At 58.0% G+C, this 20,094-nt stretch carries 15 protein-coding genes and 1 tRNA gene; 9 read left to right on the top strand and 7 right to left on the bottom strand.

The genetic code is table 11. From position 1 onward, the window contains the following. Nucleotides 1-372: 372 nt before the first annotated feature. The 4 genes from LF252_RS20830 to LF252_RS20815 all read right to left on the bottom strand — a co-directional run bounded on the left by LF252_RS20830 (nucleotide 373) and on the right by LF252_RS20815 (nucleotide 5,418). Nucleotides 373-2,304, bottom strand: coding sequence for an OmpA family protein (locus tag LF252_RS20830; protein ID WP_226271519.1), 1,932 nt, complete (start codon nucleotides 2,302-2,304; stop codon nucleotides 373-375). A gap of 99 nt (nucleotides 2,305-2,403) precedes the next feature. Then, nucleotides 2,404-2,904: a hypothetical protein gene (locus LF252_RS20825; RefSeq protein WP_226271518.1), complete on the bottom strand. Its 501-nt coding sequence runs from the start codon at nucleotides 2,902-2,904 to the stop codon at nucleotides 2,404-2,406. Nucleotides 2,905-3,038: 134 nt separating this feature from the next. Then, nucleotides 3,039-3,935, bottom strand: coding sequence for a (Fe-S)-binding protein (locus LF252_RS20820; protein WP_226271517.1), 897 nt, complete (start codon nucleotides 3,933-3,935; stop codon nucleotides 3,039-3,041). Between the two features lie 100 nt (nucleotides 3,936-4,035). Beyond that, the gene (locus LF252_RS20815; RefSeq protein ID WP_226271516.1) at nucleotides 4,036-5,418 is read right to left on the bottom strand and encodes a 4Fe-4S dicluster domain-containing protein; all 1,383 of its coding nucleotides are present in this window, start codon (nucleotides 5,416-5,418) and stop codon (nucleotides 4,036-4,038) included. Between the two features lie 180 nt (nucleotides 5,419-5,598). Between LF252_RS20815 and LF252_RS20810 the strand changes: the two genes are divergently transcribed. After that, nucleotides 5,599-5,671, top strand: a tRNA-Phe gene (locus tag LF252_RS20810). 61 nt (nucleotides 5,672-5,732) lie between these two features. On the opposite strand, the gene LF252_RS20805 is transcribed toward LF252_RS20810, so the two are convergent. Beyond that, nucleotides 5,733-6,104, bottom strand: coding sequence for a hypothetical protein (locus tag LF252_RS20805; protein WP_226271515.1), 372 nt, complete (start codon nucleotides 6,102-6,104; stop codon nucleotides 5,733-5,735). Between the two features lie 366 nt (nucleotides 6,105-6,470). Between LF252_RS20805 and nagB the strand changes: the two genes are divergently transcribed. From nagB to LF252_RS20780, 5 genes are all read left to right on the top strand, one after another. Beyond that, nucleotides 6,471-8,390 carry a glucosamine-6-phosphate deaminase gene (gene nagB, locus LF252_RS20800; protein WP_226271514.1) on the top strand — a complete coding sequence of 640 codons (1,920 nt, stop codon included), beginning with the start codon at nucleotides 6,471-6,473 and terminating at the stop codon, nucleotides 8,388-8,390. A 184-nt stretch (nucleotides 8,391-8,574) separates the two neighbouring features. Beyond that, nucleotides 8,575-9,216 carry an RNA polymerase sigma-70 factor gene (locus tag LF252_RS20795; protein ID WP_226271513.1) on the top strand — a complete coding sequence of 214 codons (642 nt, stop codon included), beginning with the start codon at nucleotides 8,575-8,577 and terminating at the stop codon, nucleotides 9,214-9,216. A gap of 111 nt (nucleotides 9,217-9,327) precedes the next feature. After that, nucleotides 9,328-10,383, top strand: coding sequence for a FecR domain-containing protein (locus LF252_RS20790; protein ID WP_226271512.1), 1,056 nt, complete (start codon nucleotides 9,328-9,330; stop codon nucleotides 10,381-10,383). Between the two features lie 239 nt (nucleotides 10,384-10,622). Next, nucleotides 10,623-14,009, top strand: coding sequence for a SusC/RagA family TonB-linked outer membrane protein (locus tag LF252_RS20785; protein WP_226271511.1), 3,387 nt, complete (start codon nucleotides 10,623-10,625; stop codon nucleotides 14,007-14,009). A gap of 3 nt (nucleotides 14,010-14,012) precedes the next feature. Further along, nucleotides 14,013-15,518 carry a SusD/RagB family nutrient-binding outer membrane lipoprotein gene (locus LF252_RS20780; protein WP_226271510.1) on the top strand — a complete coding sequence of 502 codons (1,506 nt, stop codon included), beginning with the start codon at nucleotides 14,013-14,015 and terminating at the stop codon, nucleotides 15,516-15,518. Nucleotides 15,519-15,656: 138 nt separating this feature from the next. Here LF252_RS20780 and LF252_RS20775 read toward each other — a convergent pair whose 3' ends face one another. Next, nucleotides 15,657-16,829 (bottom strand): J domain-containing protein, encoded by a 1,173-nt coding sequence (locus LF252_RS20775; RefSeq protein WP_226271509.1) that lies wholly within the window; start codon nucleotides 16,827-16,829, stop codon nucleotides 15,657-15,659. Nucleotides 16,830-16,973: 144 nt separating this feature from the next. Between LF252_RS20775 and LF252_RS20770 the strand changes: the two genes are divergently transcribed. Genes LF252_RS20770 through LF252_RS20760 form a run of 3 tightly spaced genes read left to right on the top strand, consistent with a single transcriptional unit; the run spans nucleotide 16,974 to nucleotide 18,919 of the window. After that, entirely contained in the window at nucleotides 16,974-17,360 is a 387-nt protein-coding gene (locus LF252_RS20770; protein ID WP_226271508.1) for a phage holin family protein, read from the top strand. 7 nt (nucleotides 17,361-17,367) lie between these two features. Continuing rightward, complete coding sequence (locus tag LF252_RS20765; protein ID WP_226271507.1) at nucleotides 17,368-18,111, top strand: hypothetical protein; 744 nt, start codon at nucleotides 17,368-17,370, stop codon at nucleotides 18,109-18,111. Beyond that, the gene (locus LF252_RS20760) at nucleotides 18,089-18,919 is read left to right on the top strand and encodes a geranylgeranylglyceryl/heptaprenylglyceryl phosphate synthase (protein WP_226271506.1); all 831 of its coding nucleotides are present in this window, start codon (nucleotides 18,089-18,091) and stop codon (nucleotides 18,917-18,919) included. Before LF252_RS20765 ends, LF252_RS20760 begins: the two co-directional genes overlap by 23 nt. Nucleotides 18,920-19,058: 139 nt before the next feature. Here LF252_RS20760 and LF252_RS20755 read toward each other — a convergent pair whose 3' ends face one another. Then, nucleotides 19,059-19,982, bottom strand: a complete 924-nt coding sequence (locus LF252_RS20755) for a helix-turn-helix domain-containing protein (RefSeq protein ID WP_226271505.1) — start codon at nucleotides 19,980-19,982, stop codon at nucleotides 19,059-19,061. Nucleotides 19,983-20,094: the final 112 nt, after the last annotated feature.

The following is a 20,094-nucleotide window of genomic DNA, read 5'->3' as shown; positions in this document are numbered from 1 at the left end:
AAGAAAACCGCGCGCTGGTGGCCCCAGTGGTTGGCAGCGGCCCGCTCCGCGTTTCGGATTGGGAGTGCAAAAGTGGCAGGTCGTATCCGCATTTCCAAACCCGCCCAAGAAAAAAACCCGTTTAAGGTCGTCTACTCTCGCTGTTCTGCCACAGTATCAGACAGATTACTTTTACACTTAGTTCAACAAGCGTTGCACTTGGTCAGAAAACTGCTGCATTGAGCTACTACTTGCACCTAATCTGTGCTGATTTCCGAGCAGGAACTAATGAGATGTGACTGTATATACGACCCATCTTACACTACATAATAAGAAAAGGCCCGATCCACAAAAGTGAATCGGGCCCTCCTTTTATACGTTGCTGCTCTGACCTTACTCGGCAATCTTGGTCACCTTGAATTCAGTGCGACGGTTGCGCTGGTAGTCCTCTTCTGTTTTGGCGTTTTTGAGTACCGGGCGGGTTTCACCGTATCCCTTGGCCGTAATGCGGGATTTATCGATGCCCTTAGATACTATATAGGCTACGGCAGACTCGGCGCGGCGCTGGGACAGAGCTAGGTTATAGGCGTCTTTGCCGCGGGAGTCGGTGTGGGAGCTCAGCTCAATGGTGATTTTGGGGTTGTCATTGAGCGTCTCTACGAGTTTATCCAGCTCTACCGCAGCATCGGGGCGAATATCGGCTTTGTCGTAGTCATAGAAGATGTTGTCGACAACAATGGCTTTGTTCTTCACGATTTTGGTGAGGGTAAGCGTTACCGGCACCTTTATGTCGTTCATGGGGTCGGGCAGAGCATCTTGGGCGGGCTTACGGCCGATGGTGCTGACCGAATTGCGGGCGGTGAAATAACCGGGGCGGTCGGCAATGAGTGAGTACGTAGCCATGGCCGTATCCAGCTTCATGCTGAATTTGCCATCGGCCCCGGTGGTTACTTCCTGCAACCGCTGCCCTTTGTTAGTATATAAGGTAACGGCTTCGCTGGCTACGGGCGCTGTTTCGCCGGTTTTGTCGTTGCGCTCCACCAAGGTACCGTCGACGTAGAAGGTAACGAGCTTGATGGGCTTCTCGCGGAACATGTAGAGGTCATCGGAGCCTTTGCCACCGGCGCGGTTGGAGGAGAAGACGCCCATCTTCTTATCGGTGAAGAAGGGGGCGAAGTCGTCGCCGGCGCTGTTGATGGGGGCACCTAAGTTCACCACTTTACCCTTCTCTACTTTAAAGATGTCCAGCTTGCCCAAACCGGGGTGCCCGTCGGAGGAGAAATACAGAGTGCCGTCGGGGGCCACGGCCGGGAAGTTCTCATTGCCGGGGGTGTTGATTTGGTCGCCGAGGTTTTCAGGGGTGGAGAACCGGCCGGGGCTTTCCATGGTGGACTTGTACAGGTCGTTGCCGCCGAGGCCCCCTTTGCGGGTGGAGGTGAAGTAGAGCGTCTGGCCATCGGGGGAGAAAACCGGCGAAAACTCATCAGCGGTGCTGCTGTTGAGGCCCCGCAGAATTTCGGGCTCCGTCCAGGCACCGTTGCGGAAATAGGAACCCCACAAATCGACGCTGAGGTAGCCTTTTTTGGAGCCGTTATTGGAGCGGGCAAATACCATCATCTTGCCATCGGACGAGTAGGTGGCGCTGGCTTCGTGCTTGTCGGCAGAGTTGATGATGGGGTCGAGCTTGCGCACGGTGCCGCCGGTCATCTTCTGCTCGTCGTCGAATTTGATGGCGTACAGGTCGTTGAATCCCTCGCCGTTGCCGGGATACACTTTCCCTTCGCGGCCGGAGGCAAATACCAGCTCCCGGGTATCGGGGATGCGAGTGGTGCTGAACTCAGCGGCCGGGGTGTTGATCTGGTCTAGGGGCATTACCTCGTTGTTGGTTTGCATGGCTACGATAGACGTAGCCGCGCGGGCATTCTTGGCGTCTACCTCAGCGCGGGCACCCAAGGTGCGGTTGGCGCCAGCATCGGCGTATTTTTCAAACTGCAGGGCGGCCTCCTCAAATTTGCCATTGGCGCGCAAGGCCTGGGCGTAGTAATAGCCGGCGTCGGCGTTTTTGACCTTGGCATCCAAGGCGGCTTTGTAATACGGCTCGGCTTGGTCGATGCGGTTGGACAGGCGGTAAGCTTCAGCCAGTCGGTAATTAGACAAGCCTGGGGTTTTCCCCTTTGCTACATCAGCCTTGTAGAGCGCAATGGCCGATTCGTATTCTCCCCGGGTAAAACGCTTGTCCGCTTTCGACAGGCCATCGGAGGTGGCGCAGCCAACCAGTGCCACTGCACTGCCAGCGAATAGACAGGAAAGGAAATAGTGTTTCATAGAGGGCGGGATGATACCGTACGCAGCGGCCGGGGGCTGGTTACGCCGTAAGCAGGTGTTAATAATACTACTGATTCCGCGAATTTTACTTTTCGGAGGTTACGCGTTGCTGGTTGCCTTAAAGTACCGGGCCAGCCATGTAGTAACGACTGGGGCCGGCCATTTGGTTTGCAGCTGCGCTTGGGTAGCAATGGTATTGTCGAAATACGGCGTATCGGGCCCAATGAGGCCTTGTTCTACTGCCTGTTTCAACTCGGTGCGCGTTAGCAACTGTACCTTACTGTTGAGCAGGAACGCCATTCGGGACTTATCCAGCAGTTCAACCCCAAGCTGCTCCTCTACCTGCCGAACAAACCGCACTGAGGCATCGATGGAACAGCCGCTGGCATCGGCGACGGCTTCATCGAGGCCAACGACCAGGAACTGCTGATGCAATATTGCAGCCGATGCTTGCAGGGCCCGGCCGTGGCTGGTCCACTCCGCCGCGAACTGCTGTAAGGCAGGCTGCAGAGCCTCTATCTCGGCGGTAGTGAAAAGGCGGTTGGCTTGGTAAATCCACAAGCGGGCGGAGGCAGGAAGCTGATCGAAGGGAACGTACATAGGGCAAGAGCAAGACTACTATTGGTACAAAGAAAGAGCCCCGGCCGGAAGTTCCGGCGCGGGGCTATATTCAGTTACTAGTTATCCGTTGTCCGTTATCAGCATCGTTCCGACAACTATCAACGTACAACTCATTACGCGTTGAGGCCTTCGGCGGAAGCAATCAGTTCGGCTAAGTCGAATACCTGCACGTCTGATTCACGCTCTTTATTTTTTACGCCGTCAGCCATCATCGTCATGCAGAAGGGGCAGGCCACAGCAATTACGCTGCCGCCGCGGTTGGAGCCGGCGGGCAGTACGGGGGCGGTGCTTTCCACGCCCTGAAGGTTCAGGAGCACATCGGCGTCGCCGTCGAGGGTAGCCAGGGCTTCCTCGGCCCGCTCAATGTTTACGTCTTTTTTGCCGGGCTCGGGTTCTTTCCACATCTGAGCGCCACCGGCCCCGCAGCAGAGGCCGTTGGTTTTGCAGCGCTTCATTTCCAGCAGGTCGGCGTCGAGCACCTCCAGCACCTCGCGGGGGGCTTCGTAGATGTTGTTGGCGCGGCCCAGGTAGCAGGAGTCGTGGAAGGTGATGCGGCGGCCCTTGAACGACTCACCGCCTTTGGCCGTCACTTTACCATCGTTGATGAGCTGCTGGAGGAAGGTGCTATGGTGAATTACCTCGTACTCGCCGCCCAGGGCGGGGTACTCGTTTTTGATGGTGTTGAAGCAGTGCGGGCAAGCCGTTACTACCTTCTTGATGCCGTAGCCATTGAGAGTGGTAATGTTCTGCATAGCCTGCATCTGGAACAGGAACTCGTTGCCGGCACGCTTGGCGGGGTCACCGGTGCAGGTTTCTTCCATGCCCAGCACGGCGTAACTCACGCCTACGTGGTCCAGGATGCGCACAAAGGCCCGGGTTACGCGCTTATACCGGTCGTCGAAGGCGCCGGCGCAGCCTACCCAGAACAGTACTTCCGGGGTTTCGCCCCGGGCGGCCAAGTCGGCCATCATCGGGACGTTGATTTGACGCTTGGCAGTTTGCTCAGCCATTCTACTTGGTTGACAGTTGTCAGTTATCAGTTGTCAGGTAGCCGCCAGCGGCAGGGTATCGTGGTTTATTTCACCAACAGCCCGCAGCCAGCAACTCAATTTATTTCTCCGCCACAAACAGGTCGTCGGCCCAGTTGAATCGGTCGGAGGGCGAGAAGGCCCAGGGCGCCCCGTTGTTCTCGATGTTGCTGAACATTACGTTCAGCGAGTTGGGCGCGGCCGACTCTTCCAGTACCAGGAAGCGGCGCATTTCCACGATGCTCTCCAGGGGGTTGATGTTTACCGGGCAGGCTTCCACGCAGGCGTTGCAGGTGGTGCAGGCCCACAGTTCCTCGGGCGTTACGTAGCCGCGCAGCAGGGTGTGGTTTTCCTTGTCGAGCTGCTCCTGAGGGTTGTGCTTGGCTTCCTTGCCGTAGAGGTTAGGATGGAAAATGAGCGGGGAGTTGTACTTCTCCTCCATCCTATCCCGGGTATCCATGATGATTTTGCGGGGTGAGAGGAGCTTGCCGGTGAGGTTAGCGGGACACACCGAGGTGCAACGGCCGCACTCGGTGCAGGAGTAAGCGTTCAGCAGGTTAGTCCAGGCCAGGTCGTCCACGTCTTTGGCACCAAAGGGCGTGGGTGCGGCGGCCGAGCCATCGGGGTTGGTGGCGGGAGCCGGCACTTCGTAGCTGGGGTCCATCATAGCTTTCACCTCGTGGGTGATGCTATCCACGTTCGAGAACTGCCCCTGCGGCACCAGCCGGGAATAGAACACGTTGGGGAAGGCCATGATGATGTGGAAGTGCTTGCTGCTGGGCAGGTAGTTCAGGAACAGCAAAATGCCCACAATGTGCGCCCACCAGCCCACGCGCTCCAGTACTTCCAGGGCCGTGAGGCCATCGGGCAACAGGCCCGTGAGGAACTGGCTGATAGGGAATGCGCCGGGCAGGTCTTTGCCTTCCAGCTGGTGCAGCTTCAGGTCGGCGGAGTTCATCAGGAACAGGGCCATCATCAGCGCCACCTCTACGTACAGAATCACGTTGGCATCCAGTTTGGGCCAGGCCCGCAGCTCGGGGCCAGTAAAACGGCGCACTACGCCCACGTTGCGGCGCCACCAAAAAGCTATTACGGCCAGCACTACCAGGGCACCCAGCAGCTCGTTGGTGCCAGTAAGGGCGGAGTACAGCGGGCCCAGGAACTGCAGGAACCGGTGGGTGCCAAACAGGCCATCCACCATAATTTCCAGCACCTCAATATTGATGACAATAAAGCCAACGTAGACAATCAGGTGCAGGAAGGCGGGCGTGAGGCGCTTGAACATCTTCTGCTGCCCGAAGGCCACCAAGAGTGTTTTGCGAAGCCGCTCGCTGGTGTGGCCGCTCATGTCCCGGTCGCGCCCGACGAGGATATTAGCCCGAATCTTCCGGGCTTGCCAGGCAAACAGGCCGAAGCCCGCTACCGCAACCAGCAGGAAGAGGATGTTTTGGATGGAAAAGTGCACGGGAAAATGGGTAGGTTTGGGGTTTAGGCCGAAATATACTCGTTATGCATAACAAATTACAGCTTTTGCGTTGCTTAGTTACGGTCTGAAAAAAAATTTACCGTCTCTCTTGCGTGTTGAAAAACCTTTACTACTTTTGTGCTCCCCAACGGCTACAACGCCTCCGGGGAACCAAGAGCTGGTAATGTAGCTCAGTTGGTAGAGCACAGCACTGAAAATGCTGGTGTCGTTGGTTCGATTCCAACCATTACCACAAAAACCCTCTCAGCTTAGCTCCGAGAGGGTTTTTTGGTTTTTACCGGTAGCGGTTTTGCTTATGACAGCATGGGCTGAGGCCGATGCACCACGGACGTTACCAAGGCCCCGCGCCCACCGTGGCGCTGGAAGAACCGTTCCAGCAGCTGGCCCAGTAACGCAAAGTCGTTGGTTTCCAGCTCGCTCACAATATGCTCCAACGCTGAGATATGCCGCTCGGTGGTCAGCAACAGGCCGGGCTCCTCTACCCAGGCATACGCATACAGCCGCGTGCCATCAGCGGCAACGGTTTGGTGCAGGTAGCGAATATCGGAGGCGGGAATAAAGGACGGCTCGGTGGCGTCGACTGGGCAATTCCAGGATTGATAGGGAGAAATCCGGATGAATCCTAGGTCCAGCAAATACGTGTCTTTGTCGGTAAAAGTAGGCATATGCGCGAATGGAAAGGCTGGTGAAGAAGCTTGGCTATGAGTATCTAGGGATATGCAATGTGTGTATTACCTGTGCCTGAGTAAAGGAAGGTATACCTGCTTTTGTGACAACTCTTCTGAGGCGCACAACGGCACACTATAGAATGATGCTGTGGCTAAACAGTGGCGAAAACTCCAGCGTACTGTGCTGTTGCGGGTTAAGCAATGACTGCATTGGGCCTGGGTGTGACATGGCCTTCTGCTGGATGTGTGGTTGAAGCCAGGAAGAAAAAGGCCGTTCACCAGTAAAAAAGATTTTAGGCCATTACTGGAGTTTGTGCGGAGGAACTGTGTACTTCCACTGTCATTCACCCGTCCCTACCCAGTATGCAACCTTCTTCCGAACTCCGTGCTGAACGTCTGTCCACTACTATCTATCCTGATTCGGAGCAAGCCTCAGTGGCGGTAGCCCATCAGATTGCAGATCTGATCCGGCAACGCGCCGCCGAAAACCGCTCCTGCGTGCTGGGCCTGGCTACGGGCTCCACCCCCACCCGCCTGTATGAGGAGTTGGTACGCCTGCACAGGGAGGAGGGCCTGAGTTTTCAGAATGTAGTGACGTTTAACCTCGACGAGTACTACCCCACGGCGCCCGATTCGCTGCAGAGCTATGTGCGCTTCATGCACGAGTATCTATTCGACCACATCGATATCCGGCCGGAGAATGTGCACATTCCGGATGGGACGCTCCCACAGGAACAGGTAGCTGCTTTTTGTCGCCGCTACGAGGAGCAGATTCGGGAGGCCGGTGGAGTTGACCTGCAAGTACTGGGTATTGGTCGCACCGGCCATATTGGGTTCAATGAGCCCGGCTCGGGGGCTGCTTCCCGTACCCGCCTGATTACCCTGGACCACATTACCCGCACCGACGCTGCTTCTGATTTCTACGGCGAGGAAAACGTACCCCGCCGGGCCATTACGATGGGGGTAGGCACCATTCTGGAGGCCCGCCACATTGTGCTGCTGGCCTGGGGCGAGGGTAAGGCCGCCGTGGTGAAGCGCATGGTGGAGGGCGAGATGACTGACTCGGTGCCGGCTACCTACCTGCAGCAGCACCCGCAGGTACAGGTGATACTAGACGAAGCTGCCGGCGCCGAGCTAACGCGGATGAAAACACCCTGGCTGGTGGGTCGCACCTTGGATTGGCAAAATGCTCCCACTGTGCGTAAAGCCGTCACGTGGCTGGCCCGTACCCTGCAAAAGCCGATTCTGAAGCTTACGGACGAAGACTACAACGAGAATGGTCTGTCAGAGCTACTGGCCGAATCGGGGCTGGCGTATGATATTAACATCCGGGTGTTTCGGCAGCTACAGCGCACCATTACGGGGTGGCCAGGCGGCAAGCCCAACGCCGATGATACAGACCGGCCTGAACGGGCGTCTCCCTTCCCAAAGCGGGTGCTCATTTTTTCACCCCACCCCGATGACGATGTGATTAGCATGGGGGGTACGCTCCTGCGACTAGTTGACCAAGGCCACGACGTGCACGTGGCCTACCAGACCTCCGGTAACATTGCCGTATTTGATGACGAGGCCATCCGGTTTGCCGAGTTTGTAGCCGAGTATGACAGCATGTTTCGGCTGGATGAGCAGCCCGCTGAGACCTTGTACCACCGCGTGGCCGATTTCCTGCGCAACAAGCAGCCGGGGCAAGTAGACTCGGAAGAAGTACAGCAAATTAAGGGGCTGATCCGGCGGGGTGAGGCCAAAAGCGCCTGCCGCTACGCTGGCATTCCCGACCAGAATATGCACTTCCAGGATTTGCCGTTCTACGAGACCGGCCGGGTACGCAAAAAGCCCATCGGCGAGGAAGACATTCGGCTGACGATGGAGCTGCTCAACCAGGTGCAGCCCCAGCAAGTGTACGCCGCCGGCGACCTATCGGACCCGCACGGCACGCACCGGGTATGTCTGGCCGCTATTTTTGAGGCTATCCGGCGGCTGAAGGCGGCTAATACTGCGTGGCTGGAGGAGTGCCGAGTATGGCTGTACCGCGGCGCCTGGCAAGAGTGGGACGTGGACCAGATTGAAATGGCCGTACCCTTGTCGCCGCAGGAGCTCACGCGCAAGCGCCGGGCCATTTTCAAGCACCAGAGCCAAAAGGACCGCCCACTATTTCCGGGTGCCGACCAACGCGAGTTCTGGCAGCGGGCCGAGGAGCGTAACCGCACCACGGCCCGCCTCTACGACCAGCTCGGCCTACCCGAATACGAGGGTATTGAAGCCTTCGTCCGCTGGCATTTTTAACGCTGCTCCGGCACATGCGTTAAGGGCAGACGAACTTTTCGCTGTCTGAGCGAAGCATGGGACCATCCCACCAGCCTACCACTGCTGCGCAGTGTTACTTCAATTTGGGTTGGGGTATACACTGCCATAGTTTATGAACGGCCAAGGGCTGTGTGCCAGTCACTTTTTTTCATTTGATGGCTTTATGACTGGTTCAACGCCAAGCCTGCAAGAACTCATCAGGCGCATAGCCAACGACGACCGACGGGCGTTTGAGTTGTTCTTCACCCAGAACTACAACTCCTTACTGCGCTTTGCGTTGCGGTACGTGCGGGGCCGGGAGCTGGCCGAAGAGGTTGTGTCGGATGTATTTGTGAAGCTATGGCAGAAGCGCGCCTCTTTGCCCGAGGTGCAGCACCCAGTCAGCTACTTATTTGTGGCCGTCAAAAACCAGGCGCTTAACTACCTGCAGAAAGCCGAGAACCAGCCTACTGCGGAGCTGGAGGAAGTACCAGTGGCCTGGCAAACGGACTATATGACGCCGGAGCGCACCCTGCTCACGGAGGAGCTGTACCAGGATATTCAACGGGCGGTACACAAGCTGCCCCCCCAATGCCAGACTATTTTTCGGCTGGTGCGGGAAGAAGGGCTAAAATACCGCGAGGTAGCCGAAATCCTGAATCTATCGGTGAAAACGGTGGAGGTGCAGATGGGTATAGCATTGAAAAAAATCAGTGCCGACCTGCAACACCATTTCACCCAGCGACCCGGGCAGGGCAACAGCACCATGCGTATTGCCCTGTGGCTGCTGCCACTGCTGACTGCAGCGCAGTACTATGGGCGCTAGGGGCCAGTTGCCTGCTTATTTCCACGTGGCACTTAAGGGTACTTTCCTCCGGCACCTGTCTACTCTTCACACAACTGTTTCTTTACCGGTGTATTCTGTAGTTTAATCTGAATGGAAAATTCTGCTGCACATGAGCTAATGGGCAAGGAGCTGGCGGGCGAGCTTACGCCGGCAGAGCACGAGCGGCTGCAGGCTTGGCTGGACCAGGCTTCTCCCGTTGAAAAGGCTACCTACGAAGCCACCAAACAGTATTGGCGCATACCGGCTCAGCCCGTGGCCACACCCGCCCAAACGGCGGCCGCCCTGCATGCCTTATGGAACCGCATCGACGAGGTATCATCTGAGGAAACAACGGCCCGTATCCTGCCCTTCAGGCCCGCTGCTCCGTGGTGGCGCAGCCGCATGGCAGCGGCCGTAGCTGGTATGGGGCTGCTGGCGGGGGGGATATACTACGGCGTGTACCCGCGCCTGCGCAACGAGGCAGGAGCACCGCTGGCGTACGCCGAGCAAGCAGTAGCCCAAGGGGCTACTACCAAGGTGTTGCTGGCCGATGGCACTACCGTGTGGCTTAATGCCGACAGCCGGCTTTGGTACCCCAAAAAGTTTACGAGCCAGCAGCGTGAGGTGTCTTTGCAGGGTGAGGCCTTTTTTGAAGTAGCCCACGACCGACAGCATCCTTTCGTGCTACACGTGGGCCAGCAGCAGGTACGGGTGCTGGGCACTTCCTTTAATGTGAAAGCCTACCCTAATGAGCCCACGGTAGAAACAGCCGTGGTAACTGGCCGGGTAGCCTTTATTCGGGCGGCTGGTTCAGGTGGTGCCACTTCGCGGGATACGCTGTATGTCACGCCCAATCAGCGCGTAGTTTTCAACCGCCAAACGGCCGCAATGCAGGAAGAAGCCACTGACAGCCGCGAGGCAATGGCTTGGCGACAGGGTGAATTGGTATTTCGCCAGACGCCGCTGGATGAGGTGGCCCGCACGCTGGCCCGCCGCTACAACGTGCCGGTGCAACTGGCCAACGACCAGCTACGCCACTGCCAGCTGACGGGCAGCTTCCGCAACCAGCCGCTGCGCGAAGTTGTGAGCTTACTATCCATGACGGGTACCTTCAACTACACCTTGACCGATAAGCAATTAACTATTACCGGCAACGGATGCCACTAGGCGCTTAGCTGCTGCTGAACCCGGTAGTTACCGTATATTGCGCGGTAAAAGCCCTTTAGCTGTATCCTGTTGTCCGTATGAAATGCCCGCCTTTGTATGCTCCTGTTAATAGGCGAAGCACAGCGGGCCAACGAGCGTGTCTGCTGCTTGCCAGCTTGGCGCTAACAGGGGCCGCACAGGCACAGAGTCAGACTCCGCTGGTAACCCTCCGGCTACAGCAACAACAGCCGCTTTCGGCCGTGTTACAGGAGTTGGAGCGCCAAACCGCTTATCGGTTTATTTATGGTAGCGCGCCGGCATCCCAGCAATTGGTGTCGGCTCTGCAGGTCACCAATGTTCCTCTGGAGCAGGTTTTGCGGCAACTGCTGCCCCCGTTGGGTCTCAACTACCGCTTAATTGGGTATCAGATTGTTTTAACGGCTGCCCCCGTCAACATGGAGCGGGTGGTGCAGGGCCGGGTACTGGATGGCCAGACCGGTACTGCTTTGCCGGGCGCCAGTGTGGTAGTGCGCGGCAGCCAGCGAGGCACCGCCACATCAGCGGACGGGCTCTTTCGGCTACCCCTAACCCCTACAGACTCGATTATTGTCGTTAGCTCCCTGGGGTTTACTCCGCAGGAAGTGCGGCTTGCCCGGGCAAGCATGTTGGAGGTGAAGCTCCAGACCGATGCGCGGGCCTTGGCCGAGGTAGTGGTAACCGGGCTGGGTCTTACCCAGGAGCGCCGGGCCCTGGGCTACGCCGTGCAGACCCTGCCGGGCAGTGAGCTGGTAACTGCCCGGGAACCAAATTTTGTTAACTCCGTGAGTGGCCGCTTGGCGGGCGTGCTGGTAAGCCGTAACGCTGCGGGTCCCGCGGGCTCTACCAATGTTATCCTACGGGGCTACACGTCGCTCACCCGTGACAGCCGCCCGCTGATTGTGGTGGACGGGGTGCCCATTGACAACCGTAGCCTGCTTCAACCCACCCGCTTGGGGGGCTTTGACTCCGGCGACGGGCTTTCCACCATCAATTCCGAGGATATTGAATCTATTTCGGTGCTGAAGGGGGGCAACGCCGCCGCGCTGTACGGCAACCGGGCTTCCAATGGGGCTCTTATCATTACCACCAAGCAAGGCGGGCAGGGCCTGGGCGTATCTGTCAGCTCCAACACCACCTTCGACCGGGTACAGTTGCTGGCTGATTATCAGAACGAATATGGCCAGGGACAGCAGGGCCACTTTCTTACGGATGCCACTGGGCAGTTACAGCTAACTCCGGATGGCTACCCCCAGGTGCAGATGGCCGGTACAACGGTGGGCAGCTGGGGCCCCCGCATGACGGGGCAGTTGGTGAGACACTGGAACAACCAGGTAAAACCGTTCCTGCCCCAGCCCGGTAATCCCCGGAATTTTTTTCGGACGGGATTCACCACTACCAACTCCGTAGCGTTGCGGGCCGGCTCCGGCGGGCAAAGCCTGCGCATTGCCGTTACGGACCTGCGTAACCGTAACACCTATCCCAACAGCCTGTTCGTGCGGGACTTTATTACGGCCCGCAGCGCTACCCACCTAACACCCCGCGCGGTAGCAGAGGTGAAGGCAGCGTATGTATTCACAAATGGCTTCAACCGTCCTATGCTGGCCGCTCATCCTGATAATGTGATGACGCAGTTTGCCGTGATGCCCCGCAGCATCGACCTAGACGACCTGCAGCCGTACCGTAACGACTTCAACCTCCAGCCTATCGTCTGGAACCAGAACCCGCTGTTTCCGTCGCAGACCACCAGCCGGCAAAACCCTTACTGGGCAGCGTACCTGAATACCAACACCATGGTGCAGCACCGGCTCAACGGCTCGGCCCGGGTGCGCTACACGTTTGCCGACAATCTATGGCTGCAGGTGCGCGCCGGCACCGACCGATACACCACCGACCTAGGCTACCGATACGCCAGCTACACTTCCTGGAACTCTACCGCCGTTCCCGACCGAGGTGGGCTGGGCTCTTCCAAGATAATTGCCCGGGAAGATAATCTGGACTTTATTCTGAATGGGCAGCGCCGCGTAGGTGCCGCGTGGCAGTTTACGGGGCAGCTGTTTGGCAACCTGTTGCAGAAACGCAGCGAAACCAAAGGCATTACCGGCCAGGGATTCGTAAAGCCCAACGTATTCGCGCTGGCCAACCTGGCTACGGCCAGCCCCGTGTATGCCTTTTCCCGCATGGAGGTCCAGTCGCTGTACGGCCGGGCCCAGGTAGACTACCGCAACGTTGTTTTTCTGGAGCTAACCGGCCGCAACGATTGGGACTCGACGCTGCCAAAGGGCAACTGGTCGTACTTCTACCCCAGCACTTCGCTGGCCGTGGTCTATACCGATTTGCTGGGGATGCAGTCTGACTGGCTGACGCAGGGTAAGCTCCGGGCCTCGTGGGCGCGGGTTGGTAAGGGAGCCGGCCCGTATGAGTTAACCACCAAGTACGATACCAGCACCTCGGGCATGACGGAAGCACCGGGTGTAGGCTCCTCGCACCTGGATCAGCCGTTTGCCAGCTTGCAGGACCAGCTGGCCCCGCTAAACCTGAAGCCCCAGATTACCCGTAGCGTAGAGTTAGGTTCTGAGCTGGTTTTCAGCCATAACCGGGCGGCGCTGGATGTTACCGTTTACCGAACCAACACCTACAACCAAGTAACGGCCGTTCCCATAGCGCCTTCCTCCGGGTTCCGTACTCAGCTCATCAACGCTGGTAATATTCAAAACCAAGGCATAGAGCTAACGGCCACGGCCACCCCGTTGCAACTGGGGAGTAGCTTTGGCTGGACGACTACACTCAACTGGGCTGCTAACCGCTCCAAGGTAGTCCGGCTTGGCTCCACCGATGAAACGTATCTGCTGGGCGCAGAGTCCAATAACGTAGCCGTAGTAGCGCGCGTCGGGCAGCCCTTCGGCGACTTGTACGGCACCCGGCTCCGCCGCGCCCCCGATGGCCGCCTGCTACTGGGTGCCAATGGCCTCCCGCTGCAGCCCCTGGCCACCATGGAGCGGCTAGGCAATTTTCAGCCGAAGTGGTTTGGGGGATTTGCCAACGAAGTGCGCTTCCGGCAATTCCGCTTATACGCCCTGCTCGACGCTCGCTGGGGCGGCGCTATTTACTCCGTAACGCAGCAACAGGCTACGGCCTTCGGCAACACCCGCGCCACCCTGGCCGGGCGCGCGGGCTGGTACGCCTCCGAAGATGCCCGCCTGGCCGCTGGTGTAACGCCCGAGAACTGGACGCCCACCGGCGGGCTACTAGTGGAAGGCGTGGTGCAGAACCCGGATGGTAGCTACACGCCCAGCAGCCGGTACGTTGACCCGCAGCTGTATTGGGCCCGCTTAGCCAGCGCTTCGGAACCATTCGTGTACGATGCCTCCTTTGTAAAACTGCGGGAGCTGAGCTTGACCTACCAACTGCCCGCCACCTGGGTAGCCAAAGTAGGGCGGCTGCGTAGCGCCAGCATTGCCCTCACCGCCCGCAACCTGGCCTTTTTGTACCGCGCCACCCAGGGCTTCGACCCCGAGTCGGCGTATAATTTGAGTTTGGCGCAGGGCATTGAGTCGGGCGCTTACCCGCATAGTCGCAGCCTGGGTTATTACTTGACGTTGGAGTTCTGAGGTATGAGGTTCTGGTTTTTTCGGCGGGCGTTGCCCATCACGGGTATGCTGGTGCTAACAGCCTGCACCGACCGTTTTGCGGACATCAATACCGATCCGACCACTATTACCACCGTTACACCCGATGAGCTCTTTTCCCGGGCGTTGAAGTACGGCACCCTTTACGATAGTGACTTTGAGGTTGGCGAGCACCTGCACGCCAACCTCTGGGTTCAGTATTTTGCCAATTCCAAGCCGGAAGTGAATACGGATCGGTACGAGAGCAACGACCAGTGGGCTAGCAAGTTTTGGGACCATTTCTACACTGGCTACGGTATGGATCTGCAGCAGGCCATCCGGTTGGTGCAGGATGATCCAACCCAGGTAAACCGCCTCAGCCAGGCCCGCATCTGGCGGGCGTTCCTGTTCCAGCGCATGACGGATTACTGGGGAGATATTCCGTACACGGCCGCATTTGGTGGTGCCAGCGCCAACACGCAGCCCACTTACGATGCCCAGGCTGCCATTTATACCAGTATACTACGCGAGCTGGCCGAAGCAGCAGCAGCCCTCGACGATACCAAGACTGAGAACTTTGGGCCGGCCGATTTGCTGTATGCCAATCCTCAGGCCGTAAATCGGGTTACCACGGTGGCAGCGGCCAATCTTCGTTGGAAGCAATTTGCTAATTCGTTGCGCCTGCGCATGGCCATGCGCCTGTCAGAGGCAGACCCTAGTTTAGCCGCCACGCAAGTGCGGGCCGCCTTAGCAGCCGGCGTTATGCAGAGCGGGCCCGAATCGGCGGTTATGCGAAACACCGGCGGCAGCGTCCGCATCAACCAGAACCCGCTTGCCACGATACTAGGATTCAATGATTGCCGTATTAGCGCTACGCTTATTGAGTATTTGGTTCGGTACCGTGACCCACGTCTGCCGGTATTTGCGGCTCCACTAGCGGGCACTACATCTACGTGGGCTGGTATGCCCAATGGGCTTTCTGTTACGCAATTAACTCTGGCCGAGTACAATCCGGATAACTTCAGCCAGGGCGGCCAGCGCTACCAGTCACCCAACAATGACCAGAACCTGCTGACTTATGCCGAAGTGTGTTTTCTGCGGGCGGAGGCCTGCCTGCGGGGCTGGGACGCTACGGGCAGCGCCGAAAGCTGGTACAACGCCGGTGTGCGCGAGGCCCTGCTTTTAGCGGGCGTTACCTCTCCTGCAGCGGCTACCACCTATCTGCAACAGCCCGGTGTTCAATACGAGCCCGGCCGGGCCCTGGAGCAGATTATTACCCAGAAATGGCTTTCCCTATTCGGGCACAACGGATTTGAGGCGTTTGCCGAGTATCGTCGCACTGGTTTTCCGCGCCTGCGCCCTGGCCAGAGCCTGGGCGAAACAAATGGCCAGGTACCTCGCCGGCTCCGCTACCCCAGCATTGAGCAGCGCCTGAATACGACTGCCTATCAGCAGGCCGTGAGCCGCCAGGGCCCCGACCTGCTGACGACTCCTGTGTGGTGGGATAAATAATTGTTGAGCTTCGTTAGGGGTATTTTCTCCAATACCGGTCTTATAGCTGAAACGGTATCATATCCCCCTATTCCACCACACTCCTTATCAATATTTTATTTAGTAAAAGGCCTTTTCCGGACGCGGAGAGGGCCTTTTTTATTTACTGGCAGTTGCTGGCGCAGTGCTTGGCTTGCTACCGGTGCAGGTAGTATCCTGCGCAGCACGGGCAAACTCGTAGCCTTGTAGCACCGCTTTCTGAAAATATTCGCAGGCTCTTTCCGAGCGTTGCTGCTGAGCTACCCGGCCAAGCAGAAAATACACCTGTCCACTGCGCGGAGTAATGGTCAGCACATCCCAAAAGTCGCTCTGCGCAGCATCGAAGCGCTGCAGTTTCAGCCAGGCCAACCCCCGAAACGTCAGGAGCCGGGCCTGCAGCTGCGCTTGATCCTGGGTGTGCCGCAAACTTTGGCTGAACAACGCGGCGGCAGGCGCAAACTGCTGCTTTTCAAATAACAGGTATTCGCCGCGCAGCAAGCCGGCCCGGACCAGGGTGCTATCCTGCTGCAAGGCTTTCTGGTAGGCGTGCTGCGCGGCCGTTGGCTGGCGCAACCGGGCCCGGCACTGGCCCACGCGTAGCCAAAGCACACCGGGACGAGCGGCGTCTCCGGTTTGCAGGGCGGCTGTGTAGTCGCGCAGGGCCGCTTCGTAGTCATGCTGCATCAACTGCTCCACCTCACCGCGCCGTCGCAGGGCCGGCTCGTAGCCGGGCTTGAAATGCAGGGCGTCGGTAAAGTAGCTGTGTGCCCCCTCAAAGTTGCGCTGCGCGAAGGCCGCTACACCCCGCTCGTAGTTACGCACCCCTGATACGTGGTCCATCGTCACCTTCACCGACAGAATAAACAGTAGAAAGCCCAAGCCGGCTAAGGCCGTTACCCAATAGTCGCGGCGGGTGAAGCGCACTTTTTGCCGGGGAATAGGCCGGTAGTGCCGCTCGTGCGAACCCGCCGGTGGGCGGGTGCGCAGGGGAGCCGGCGGCGGCATTGGTACGCCGTACACCCGCTGGCTATGCTGCCGGTACTGTTGCCGCTGCTGCTCCTCCGCGGCCCGGCGCGCGGCCAGCTGCAGCTGATAATCGTACTGCGCCCGGCGGCCTGGGTCGCTTAATACCCGGTAAGCCAGCGCTACCGCCTTGAATAGCTCCTCATACAGCGTGCTGCCCCCGTGCTTATCGGGGTGGTATTGCACCGCCAGCCGCTTATATGCCCGTTTGATATCCTGAGCCGACGCCGATGCTGCAACTCCTAATACCTGGTAGTGATTCTGACTCAACGGGAAAGGGGTATATAGTTAAAAGTACGGCAATTTTCAGACATCGTATGGCCTTTTCCGTAAGAGGTTGCTACTGTGAAACTGGTAATCTGCCGGCTTGGAGCTGGTGCACCTGTAACATTGTTTTCCGCAAATTCTCTCCCTATGGCCTTGTTCTCCACTGAAGACGACACCTCCAAAACGCCCCGCACCGATAATTTGATGGGCAACCTAATGGGCTACCTCGATACGCGCATTGATTTGGTGCGGCTGGAAGCGCAAGAGAAAGTAAAAACGGCCTTCGTGGGTACGGTGCACGGTATCACGCTGGCCCTCATTGGGCTCCTGTTTTTCGTGTTCCTGAACCTGTTCGTGGCCCTGTTGCTCAACGACGTGCTGGATAGCCCGTATTGGGGCTTCGGTATTGTAGCGGGCTTTTATTTGCTGCTCCTCATCATTTTTGTGGTGGGAGTCGACAAGAAGCTTTTTCAAGGGCTGGCCGACAAGCTGCTGAACAACACTATTTACAAATCCGACAAACGCCAAGCCTAACCCACTCATGGCCGACCTGCATAACCCGTTGTTTGAAGATGAGAAGGAGTTTCTGGAGCGCCAGAAGCTGGAATACGAGCGTGCCCTGCTGGGCGACGTAGAGGAAATCAAGGCAAAAACCCAGGAGGTGAGCAAATACGTGGCCATTGGAGCCGGTATTCTGGGCGGTGCTTGGCTGCTGAGCAAGGCCCTGAGCGGCCGCAAGCACAAAAAGGAGCTAGCTGCCCGGGACCAGGAATATAACCGCCACCTTAAGCCCGGTCCTCGCTCCCGCCGCCCGGCCACCACTGCCGCCGACACTGCCATTGCCGACGACTTGGGCTTTGGCTCCGGTCATCACCAGTTCGACCGAGGCCGGACACACACGCACCCCGCTTCGGAACGGGCCGACATTGCCCCCGACGTGTACCACACCGATGCCGACCCGTTTCAGCCAACCGCTTCGGCCGCCGCTGCGTCGTTGCCCGTGCGGGCATACCGTCCCGAGCCCCAGCCTCAGTCCGGTGAGGCCTCGTCTATCCTAGCATCGGCCGTGAAATCGTTCCTCCAGTCTGACACTGGCAAGATGCTGGTAGCGCAGGCCTCGGCCGTACTGATGGCTTATGTGGCGAAGAAGGCCGGGGAGTACTTGCCAATCCTCAAAAATCCCGACCTTGCAACGGCAAGCCCGCAACATGCGGAGCCTGAAACCAAGGATATCGACTTTACTTATCACCACGACGACGCGGATGCGCCTCACCAGCCTGCATGATGCCCTGAACAAGCGCCGGATGCGCGGCCAGAAGTCCCTGGCCGTCCTGCTCGACCCCGACAATCTGGACGAAGCCGGGTGCCAGCGTATCCTGGAGCTCAGTGAGCAACACGCAGTAGAGTACTTTTTTGTGGGTGGCAGCCTGGTGACGAGTGCGCATCAGGCTGCCCTCATTCGTTTTATCAAGAGCCGTTCAACGGTGCCAGTGCTGCTGTTTCCCAGCCATAGCCTGCACCTCGATGCCCAGGCCGATGGCATTCTGCTACTATCCCTGATTTCGGGCCGCAACCCGGAGTTTCTCATCGGCCAGCACGTACTGGCGGCCCCCCTGCTGCGGGCCAGCAGCCTCCAGATTCTGCCCACCGGCTACATGCTGGTGGATACCGGCCGCCAAACCACGGCCAGCTACATCAGCGGCACTACGCCCCTGCCCTACGATAAGCCCAGCATTGCCGCCTGTACGGCCATGGCCGGCGAGCAGCTGGGCCTGCGCCTGATGTACCTCGACGGCGGCAGCGGCGCCATGTACCCCGTGTCGGCGGCCATGATTCAGGCCGTGCGCCAAGCCGTAGACGTTCCGCTGCTAGTGGGCGGCGGCATCAACACCACCGAAAAGGCCCACGCCGCCCTGGCCGCCGGGGCCGACGTCATCGTTATCGGCAACCACATCGAGAAAGACCCCGATTTTCTGGCTGAAATGTCGCGCACGGTACACCAGTTTAATCAAGAGCACGGATTTTCCCGGATGGAATCGGATGTATCGGATTTTGTGGACGACTCCATCGGCAATACTACTCCCCGGCTATAACTCCCCAGAGCAGCACACCGATACTACTCTCGCATTTCCTACAAAGACAAGGCCGCCACTCCAACGGGAGTGGCGGCCTTGTCTTTGTATAGCGACTTACGGAATCCGTGTAATTCGAAAAATCCGTCTGAGTCCATGATTAGATGTTCATGGCCGATTCGCGGCGGCGCATTTTACCGGCCGGAATACCGAACATCATCTTGAAGCGGCGGCAGAAGTACGCGGTATCCTTGTAGCCCACTTCCTTCCCGATGTCGCGGATGCTCTTCTTGGTGGTGCGCAGCAGGAACACGGCGCGCTCCATACGCTGGTATTCGATGTAGTCCTGCGGGTTGATGCCGGTGAGCATCTTGAAGTACTGCCCCACGTAATCTTCCGACACGTTAGCCACGCCCGACAGCACCTTGTTCGACAGGTCGCCGCCGATGTTCTCCTTGATGTAGTTGAACAGGTCGATGAGGCGGGGGTCCTTGAAGTAGGTGCTGTTGGTAGCCAGCTGCTCCACGAACATCTTGTTTTTCAGGATGTAGCGCACGATTTCCACCACAATATTCTCGGTGTAAATCGTAATCAGCCGCTCGCGGCCGGGCAATTCCTGCAGGCTCTCCTCCACTACCTTAATCACTAAGTTCGCCAGCTTGGAGTTGCCGGTTATGAGGAAGGCCGGCACATCCAGCGAGGCGAAGAAGTTCACCGAGTCGAACACCTTGGCCTCGAAGCTCACGAACGAGTGGCTTTCCTCGGCGTCGCCAATCAGGTCGAGGTCGGAATTGGAGTGGAAGAACTTGTCCTTATTGGTAATCAGGTCGTCGTTGGTGATGCTCTTGCTCGATGACTCGCCGTAAGTCACCTTGGTAGCACGGCCACCGGGAATGAACAGCATTTCGCCTTCCTCCACCGCCTGGTCTTCTTCGCCGAAAGAAATACGGCCCTTATGCAGCAGAATCAGGTTGTTGCCTACATCGTAGGAGTTTTTCACCGTGAAGGGCTGCTGTAGCACCAGGTTTTTCGCTTTAATGTAGCGAACCCCCAGCGACTCTATTACTTTATTATAATCTTCCATCTTTAGCGGGCGGTTAGTTTTGGCTCGGTGTGGTCGGGAAATGGTACCCGGCAGTTATGTAATGCAAAATAACATATAAAAATTCACACAAACACAAAACCCAGTCAATAAA

This window comes from Hymenobacter pini (assembly GCF_020421205.1).
Taxonomy (GTDB): domain Bacteria; phylum Bacteroidota; class Bacteroidia; order Cytophagales; family Hymenobacteraceae; genus Hymenobacter; species Hymenobacter pini.
The sequence above is the reverse complement of the archived record's forward strand: the minus strand, read 5'-3'. Positions and strand labels throughout refer to the sequence as shown.

Bases quoted from the DNA above. Each gene is read 5' to 3' on its own strand.
- LF252_RS20830 (WP_226271519.1), bottom strand. From the start codon at position 2,304: ATGAAACACTATTTCCTTTCCTGTCTATTCGCTGGCAGTGCAGTGGCA.
- LF252_RS20825 (WP_226271518.1), bottom strand. From the start codon at position 2,904: ATGTACGTTCCCTTCGATCAGCTTCCTGCCTCCGCCCGCTTGTGGATT.
- LF252_RS20805 (WP_226271515.1), bottom strand. From the start codon at position 6,104: ATGCCTACTTTTACCGACAAAGACACGTATTTGCTGGACCTAGGATTC.
- nagB (WP_226271514.1), top strand. From the start codon at position 6,471: ATGCAACCTTCTTCCGAACTCCGTGCTGAACGTCTGTCCACTACTATC.
- LF252_RS20770 (WP_226271508.1), top strand. From the start codon at position 16,974: ATGGCCTTGTTCTCCACTGAAGACGACACCTCCAAAACGCCCCGCACC.
- LF252_RS20780 (WP_226271510.1), top strand. From the start codon at position 14,013: ATGAGGTTCTGGTTTTTTCGGCGGGCGTTGCCCATCACGGGTATGCTG.
- LF252_RS20755 (WP_226271505.1), bottom strand. From the start codon at position 19,982: ATGGAAGATTATAATAAAGTAATAGAGTCGCTGGGGGTTCGCTACATT.
- LF252_RS20820 (WP_226271517.1), bottom strand. From the start codon at position 3,935: ATGGCTGAGCAAACTGCCAAGCGTCAAATCAACGTCCCGATGATGGCC.
- LF252_RS20760 (WP_226271506.1), top strand. From the start codon at position 18,089: ATGCGCCTCACCAGCCTGCATGATGCCCTGAACAAGCGCCGGATGCGC.
- LF252_RS20765 (WP_226271507.1), top strand. From the start codon at position 17,368: ATGGCCGACCTGCATAACCCGTTGTTTGAAGATGAGAAGGAGTTTCTG.
- LF252_RS20795 (WP_226271513.1), top strand. From the start codon at position 8,575: ATGACTGGTTCAACGCCAAGCCTGCAAGAACTCATCAGGCGCATAGCC.
- LF252_RS20790 (WP_226271512.1), top strand. From the start codon at position 9,328: ATGGAAAATTCTGCTGCACATGAGCTAATGGGCAAGGAGCTGGCGGGC.